This is a genomic window from Sinorhizobium sp. BJ1, assembly GCF_002531555.1.
In the GTDB taxonomy this organism is placed as follows: domain Bacteria; phylum Pseudomonadota; class Alphaproteobacteria; order Rhizobiales; family Rhizobiaceae; genus Sinorhizobium; species Sinorhizobium fredii_B.
Genome location: NZ_NWTH01000077.1, coordinates 1 through 2,500, shown reverse-complemented (window position 1 = coordinate 2,500; position 2,500 = coordinate 1). Strand labels below are relative to the sequence as shown.

2 rRNA genes (1 of these 2 cut by a window edge) are annotated in these 2,500 nt (G+C 55.8%); both read left to right on the top strand.

From position 1 onward, the window contains the following. Nucleotides 1-1,942, top strand: a 23S ribosomal RNA gene (locus CO676_RS33760); it begins 1,012 nt to the left of the window's first position. A 237-nt stretch (nucleotides 1,943-2,179) separates the two neighbouring features. Beyond that, nucleotides 2,180-2,294, top strand: a 5S ribosomal RNA gene (gene rrf / locus CO676_RS33755). Nucleotides 2,295-2,500: the final 206 nt, after the last annotated feature.

The following is a 2,500-nucleotide window of genomic DNA, read 5'->3' as shown; positions in this document are numbered from 1 at the left end:
TAGGTAGAGCGTCGACCGAATACCCCCGGGGGTAGAGCACTGGATGGGCTATGGGGACTCACCGTCTTACTGATCCTAACCAAACTCCGAATACCGGGGAGTACTAGTCGGCAGACACACGGCGGGTGCTAACGTCCGTCGTGAAAAGGGCAACAACCCTGACCTCCAGCTAAGGTCCCCAAGTCATGGCTAAGTGGGAAAGGATGTGAGGATCCCAAAACAACCAGGATGTTGGCTTAGAAGCAGCCATCATTTAAAGAAAGCGTAACAGCTCACTGGTCTAAATAAGGGTCTTTGCGCCGAAAATGTAACGGGGCTGAAGCCATGCACCGAAGCTGAGGCTTACGATCTTCTAGCGAAGACGTAGGGGTAGCGGAGCGTTCCGTAAGCCTGTGAAGGGATACCCGTGAGGGGTCCTGGAGGTATCGGAAGTGCGAATGTTGACATGAGTAACGATAAAGAGGGTGAGAGACCCTCTCGCCGAAAGACCAAGGGTTCCTGCTTAAAGTTAATCTGAGCAGGGTTAGCCGGCCCCTAAGACGAGGCGGACACGCGTAGTCGATGGGAACCACGTTAATATTCGTGGGCCTGGTGGTAGTGACGGATCGCACAAGTTGTTCGGACTTATTGGATTGTCCGGGCGGCGGCGCGGTTCCAGGAAATAGCTCCACCGTATAGACCGTACCCGAAACCGACACAGGTGGTCAGGTAGAGTATACCAAGGCGCTTGAGAGAACTATGTTGAAGGAACTCGGCAAATTGCACGCGTAACTTCGGAAGAAGCGTGACCCTTTTTGACGCAAGTCAGATGGGGTGGCACAGACCAGGGGGTAGCGACTGTTTATCAAAAACACAGGGCTCTGCGAAGTCGCAAGACGACGTATAGGGTCTGACGCCTGCCCGGTGCTGGAAGGTTAAGAGGAGGGGTGCAAGCTCTGAATCGAAGCCCCAGTAAACGGCGGCCGTAACTATAACGGTCCTAAGGTAGCGAAATTCCTTGTCGGGTAAGTTCCGACCTGCACGAATGGCGTAACGACTTCCCCGCTGTCTCCAACATAGACTCAGTGAAATTGAATTCCCCGTGAAGATGCGGGGTTCCTGCGGTCAGACGGAAAGACCCCGTGCACCTTTACTATAGCTTTACACTGGCATTCGTGTCGGCATGTGTAGGATAGGTGGTAGGCTTTGAAGCGGGGACGCCAGTTCTCGTGGAGCCATCCTTGAAATACCACCCTTATCGTCATGGATGTCTAACCGCGGTCCGTCATCCGGATCCGGGACAGTGTATGGTGGGTAGTTTGACTGGGGCGGTCGCCTCCGAAAGAGTAACGGAGGCGCGCGATGGTGGGCTCAGAGCGGTCGGAAATCGCTCGTCGAGTGCAATGGCATAAGCCCGCCTGACTGCGAGACTGACAAGTCGAGCAGAGACGAAAGTCGGTCATAGTGATCCGGTGGTCCCGCGTGGAAGGGCCATCGCTCAACGGATAAAAGGTACGCCGGGGATAACAGGCTGATGACCCCCAAGAGTCCATATCGACGGGGTTGTTTGGCACCTCGATGTCGGCTCATCGCATCCTGGGGCTGGAGCAGGTCCCAAGGGTTTGGCTGTTCGCCAATTAAAGCGGTACGTGAGCTGGGTTCAGAACGTCGTGAGACAGTTCGGTCCCTATCTGCCGTGGGTGTAGGAATATTGACAGGATCTGTCCCTAGTACGAGAGGACCGGGATGGACATATCTCTGGTGGACCTGTTGTCCTGCCAAGGGCATAGCAGGGTAGCTATATATGGAAGGGATAACCGCTGAAGGCATCTAAGCGGGAAACCCACCTGAAAACGAGTATTCCCTTGAGAACCGTGGAAGACGACCACGTTGATAGGCCGGGTGTGGAAGTGCGGCAACGCATGAAGCTTACCGGTACTAATCGTTCGATCGGCTTGATCGTTCCCATTGCTCATGCTCATCAAACGAAGTTTGATGATGCTGTCTTCTGTCCTGACGCGCAAAAGCGCTCCGGACGGGCCGCGCCAAAAGGCGCGACGGCCTTTGGCCTTGCGGAGCTGACGCTCCGGTAAGCGCCACAAGCACCGTCAAAGACGTGTTCAAAAAATGAAGTGAAAACTTCAGCCAGCTTCTCAAATCAGTTTGCTCCCTCCGGGGAGCAAAGCTTGCGCTTTGCCGACCTGGTGGTTCTGGCGGGGTGGCTGCACCCGTTCCCATTCCGAACACGGCCGTGAAACGCCCCAGCGCCGATGGTACTTCGTCTTAAGACGCGGGAGAGTAGGTCGCTGCCAGGTCTGCAAATCGCAAGCGTAAAACGCCGCTCCCCGTCGAGCCAACGAGACGGACAAGGCAGCGGCGCAAAAAGATCATCTTCTCTTCAGCCTTCGGCCCGGCCGAAACAATGGGCCGCTCAACGCGGCCTTTTCTTGCTTCGGAAACCGCAAAACGCCGGGTGGAGCAGCCCCCCGGACCGCAGGGCCAAAGGCCGAGGATCGCAAAC